We start from the raw sequence: 5,148 nt of genomic DNA on the forward strand, positions 1-5,148 counted from the left end.
TTCAGGATCGAGTCGGTGGGGCGAGAATGGTCACTATCGTCCGTAAGTTGGTCGGCTACCATTTGGGGCTGGCAAGCGAGGTAGCGCCGTCATGATCTCCTCACAGAGCGAGCCTGAAGAGCCGGGGCTCCTTGGTGCTGCAGGCAATATCCAGCCCTGCGGCTGGCTGCTTGTGCTTGATGCGAATGCCGACACCGTGCTCAGGGCCAGTGCCAACCTGACCGAACTGACATCCCTGCCCATGACGGAGGTATTGAACGCGTCGCTAGCCCAGTTGCTGGGCCGGCGGCTGGCAATGACGCTGAAGCGAGATATCCGGGGCCGGTCGCGTATGTCGGCGCCGCTGGCCGTCACCCGCAAGGTTGCCGGTTCGACGCTTCGTGTTCAGGTCAGTGCCCACCGACGTGGTGATCGTATCGTGGTGGAAATCGAGCCGCGTCGCTCCCAAGGGCAGCGACGCCTCATGGGGCAGGTCAACGAGTGGCTGAGGTGTATTGGTGAAACCGACAGCATCGAGACGTTGCTGGATATCCTGGTTGAAGGCGTGGCCCATCTTACCGGCCATGACCGGGTGATGATCTGTCGCTTCGATGCCGACCGCCATGGCAAGATCATTGCCGAGCACTGTGGCGACGGAGTGCCATCCTTGCGTGGCCAGCATTTTCCCGCCAGCGATTTTCCCGCCCAGGCACGGCGGCTCTTCGAGGAGAGCCCGGTACGCAGCGTCCCGGACGTACTGGCGGCGCCGGTGGCGGTGCTGACAAGCGAATCGGCGCGGAGAAACCAGCGTGATGACTTGAATGCCAGCGTACTGCGTGCGGCATCACCGGAGCAGGTAGGCTATCAGGAGCATCTCGGGGTGGGCGCCATGCTCTCGATTGCCATTCGTGGGCAGCATGGGTTATGGGGCCTGCTGGTCGGGCACGGCCTGGGCCCGGTGCCGCTGGCGCCAGCAGTTCGCGAGGCGGCCAAGGTGTTGGTACAGATGGCCTCCCAGCGACTGTTCCTGCTTCGTGCGAGGCAGGAGGCCCGTTATCTGCAACGGGTACAGGACAGCCGTGACCTGCTGACCCGGGAACGCCAGCGCCTCTCCAGCCCGGAAGCGCTGGTAAGGCGGCACGGGGCGGAGTGGTTGCTACTGTTTCGTGCCCAGGGGGTCGCACTGCTCCATGACGGGGCGCTATTCGGCTTCGGTGAAGTGCCGGCTCATGGCCCCCTGCTTGACCTGGTGACGAGTCTGGAAGCCGAGCATATTCATGACGGTCCCTGGTACGCTTCAGAGATGGCATCACACACGTTCACGAAAGAGCTGGCACTGGATGGTGTGTGTGGCCTGTTGGCCGTGCCACTGCGGCTCAATCCCGGTCGTCGTGACTGGCTGATGCTCTTTCGTCCTGAACAGATCGAGACCCTCTACTGGGCCGTCGCGCCCAGCCGGCTTCGCCAGCAGCAGCGACGTGAACCCGTCTCCGAGCCGCCTCTGCCTGGCCGCCATTCCGCCTGGCGCGAGGAGGTGAGTGGGCGCAGCATTGCCTGGGAGCGGATCGAGCGCGTAGCCGCGGTCGACCTCGGCGAGGATCTGGCACTGGCTGCATCGATTCATGAAGTAGATCGGCTCAACGCCCGCCTGCGACAGGAGCAGCAGGCTCTGGGCGAGGCCAATCGTCGACTGGAGCAGTTGGCTCACTTCGATAACCTCACCGGCGTCTGGAATCGTTACCGGGTGGAGCAGGCGATCGATTTCGAGCTGGGTGCCGCCGAGCGTTATGGGCGCGTCTTCGCCCTGCTGCTGTTCGATGCCGACCACTTCAAGCGCATCAACGACCGGTTCGGCCATGAAATGGGAGATCATGTCTTGAAGGTGTTGTCGCAGGGCGTATCGCAGTCGCTGCGCAGCTGCGATCACCTGGGGCGCTGGGGAGGCGAGGAGTTCGTGGTGCTGGCGACCGAAACGGGTCGCGAGGCGGCGCTTGGGTTGGCCGAGCGGCTGCGCAGGTTGATCGCGTCGCTTGTCTTCGAGGGTTTGTCCCAGACGATTACCGCGAGTATTGGCGTGGCGCTGTGGCAGCCCGGGGACAGCCGCAAGACCCTGGTCAAGCGTGCGGATCAGGCGATGTACCGCGCCAAGAGCGAAGGTCGCGACCGGGTCTGCCTGGCTCACATCGACGGAGCCGACGACACGACGCCTGCTGCTTCTGCCACGTAAGAGGTCGGTTTCCGGCTCAAGCGGGCCTAGAGCCAGAGATCGGCAAAGGTCTTGCCGTCCACCGGCCTGCCGTAATAGAAGCCTTGGACACCGCTGCAGCCGAGTGCTCTCAGCGCTTCGGCTTGCTCGGCCTCTTCGACCCCTTCGGCCACGGTATGCATTCCCAGGGTCTCGGCCATGGCGATAATGGTGGCAACGATGGCGTGGTCGTGACTGCTCTTGAGCATGTCTTGTACGAAGGACATATCGATCTTCAGCGTATCGGCGGCAAAGCGCTTGAGATAGGTCAGCGATGAGTAGCCGGTGCCGAAGTCGTCGATTGCCAGGCCGAAGCCTGCATCATGCAGGGCGCGGGTGATGCGCACGGTCTGCTCGGGGTTGCGCATCAGGCCGCTCTCGGTAAGCTCGAGGCCGAGTCGACCTGGGGCCACGCGGGTTGCGAGGCGTTGGACATGCTCCGCCAGGCGTGGGTCATCCATCTGCTGGGCCGAGACATTGACACACAATCGCCCGGGAAACGGCTTGTCCTGGGCATCCCAGGCATGCAGCTGATTGCACGCCTCGTCCAGCACCCAGTCACCCAGCTGCCGGATCAGACCCTGCTCCTCGGCCAGGGGAATGAAGGTACCGGGGCTGACATGGCCGAGAATTTCGTCATGCCAGCGGCAGAGAGCTTCGGCGCCGTTCAGCTTGCCACTCTTGAGACAGAACTGGGGCTGGTAATGCAGCGTGAGGCGACCCTGGTTCAGAGCCTCGATGAAGCGTAGCTGCAGAAATTCACGCTGATGAAGCTCATCGGCCATGTTGGTATTGAAGAAGCGTGTCCGACTGTCATCCCGCTTGGCATGATTGAGCGCGATACTGGCGTGCTGGAACAGCGACTGGGCATTATCGGCATCACGCGGGAAAAGTGCCGCGCCGACGCTGGCAGAAATCGAGAAACTGCGGTCGGCGATCTGGATCGGTGGCGAGAGGCTATTGCGGTAACGCTCGATCGCATGCGCCATGGCGGCTGGGCGCGTATTGGTCAGCAGTACCATGAACTCGTCCCCCCCCAGGCGAGCAACGAACTCTCCGGGTTCTGCCTGGGCTCCGAATCGGCCGGCGATATCGGCCAGTAGCAGGTCACCTCGTTCATGGCCCTGGGTATCGTTGATCTGACGAAAGCGCTGAAGGTCGAGATAGAGCAGCCCCAGGCTCTTGCCTTGAAGCTGGGCCTGGTCGCACGCCTCTTGAAGTCGCTCCATGAAGTGGCGTCGGTTGGGCAATCCCGTGACGCTGTCCCAGTAGATGAGTTGCTCGATATGCTGGTCGCTGCTGCGGCGGTTCTCCTCCGCCATGCGACGTGCCATCTCGGCGCCCGCCTGGGTGGCGGCGATGCGCAGCACCTCCGGTGCGAAGGCGGGCAACGATAATGGGCGATTGCACATCAGCGCCAGCAGGCCGAGCAACTGTCCACTCGGCGCTCGGAGGGGGATGCCCATATAGCTTTCTGCACCGAGCTCCCTGATCAGCCCATTATCGGGGAAACGTTCGCGAAGGCTATCGGGGAACTGGCAGATCTCGTCTTTCAAGACATGCTCGCAAGGTGTGCCGGCCAGCTCGTAGACTGCGGCAGGCTGCATAACTCCCTGGGACCAGAAGGCAGCGGTGAGGATGGTTTTGCCATCGGGCATCACCTTGCCAATCAGAACATGGTCCCCATCGAAAATCGAAGCGATGCGCTCGACCAGATGGTCGAATGCCTGTGGAGTGCCGGCTTTGCCCAAGCCATCGGCGAGCAGACGGAAGGCGTCTTCGGGTGCCATCATGGGCGTAGAACGGCTCCTTTATCGTAATTGTCATGTGGCTTACTGAAATATGCCCGATGCGTGAACGGGTTACCAGTGGTCGAAGGCCTTATCCCGGTGATCTTGACGAACGACACTACCCTGATGTCGTGAAACCTGCCTAGTTGCGTGTAACTCGTGTGTTCGGCTTGAAGCGAATCATCATAGCAGGGTCTCGCGCCTTGAGGGATGCTGAAAAAAGGCGGCCCTGGGGCCGCCTTTTGTCACACTCTTGACGCTTCAGGCCTGGTGCAAGCTTATCCTCGTGGCTCGCTCATCAAGCCCTTGATGATGGCATAGCAGGCGACCAGAAGTACCAGCGTGAAGGGCAAGCCGGTGGAAATTACCGCGGCTTGAAGGGCCGCCAGGCCGCCACCCAGCAGCAGGGCAATGGCGATGGCGCCCTCGATCACTGCCCAGAAGAGACGCTGGGGCTTGGGTGCGTCGACCTTGCCCCCGGCGGTGATGGAGTCGATCACCAGCGAGCCGGAGTCCGACGACGTGATGAAGAACACGATCACCAGGGTGATGGCGATGAAGGATGTGATCTCGGTCAGCGGCAAGCCGGCCAGCATCACGAAGAGCGCATCCGCCTCGCCCTCGAAGGTACCGGCGAGCAGTTGTTCGATGCCGGCGCTGCCGAAGGAGGTCATCCACAGCACGGATACCGAGGACGGTACCAGCAGCACCGCGATCAGGAATTCGCGCACGGTGCGCCCGCGGGACACCCGAGCGATGAACATGCCGACGAACGGTGACCAGGAGATCCACCAGGCCCAGTAGAAGGCGGTCCAGCCCTGGCTGAAGTTGGCATCTTCACGGCCGAATGGGTTGGATAGCGCCGGCAGGTTGACGATGTAGCCCATCAGGTTCTGAAAGAAGCCGGTGGCAATCATCAGCGTCGGGCGACGATGATCACGAAGACGAGCAGCAGGAACGCCAGACCCATGTTGATCTGAGACAGGCGCCGCACACCCTTGTCGACCCCCAGGAAGATCGAGCCCATGGCCACGATGGTGATGCTCACGACCAGCAGCACCATGGTGACGTTGTTGTCGGGAATACCGAACAGATCATTGAGCCGTTGGTGGCCTGTTGGGCGCCGAAACCGAG

General features: G+C 62.2%; 2 protein-coding genes and 1 pseudogene. 1 reads left to right on the forward strand and 2 read right to left on the reverse strand.

The window, feature by feature from the left end; genetic code table 11:
- Nucleotides 1-91 precede the first annotated feature (91 nt).
- A complete protein-coding gene (locus tag Q427_RS26355; protein WP_051496740.1) occupies nt 92-2,206 on the forward strand; it encodes a sensor domain-containing diguanylate cyclase in 2,115 nt (704 codons plus the stop codon).
- Nucleotides 2,207-2,232: 26 nt separating this feature from the next.
- Here the strand turns inward: Q427_RS26355 and Q427_RS26360 are convergent, their stop codons facing one another.
- Both Q427_RS26360 and Q427_RS26365 read right to left on the reverse strand, forming a co-directional pair.
- Nucleotides 2,233-4,017, reverse strand: a complete 1,785-nt coding sequence (locus Q427_RS26360) for a sensor domain-containing phosphodiesterase (protein WP_043518440.1) — start codon at nt 4,015-4,017, stop codon at nt 2,233-2,235.
- A gap of 275 nt (nt 4,018-4,292) precedes the next feature.
- A pseudogene (locus tag Q427_RS26365) lies at nt 4,293-5,148 on the reverse strand (BCCT family transporter); the annotation flags it as partial.

Source organism: Halomonas sp. BC04, from assembly GCF_000568385.1.

Excerpts from the sequence above, each read along its gene's own strand:
- Q427_RS26360 (WP_043518440.1), bottom strand. The coding sequence starts at position 4,017 with ATGATGGCACCCGAAGACGCCTTCCGTCTGCTCGCCGATGGCTTGGGC.
- Q427_RS26355 (WP_051496740.1), top strand. The coding sequence starts at position 92 with ATGATCTCCTCACAGAGCGAGCCTGAAGAGCCGGGGCTCCTTGGTGCT.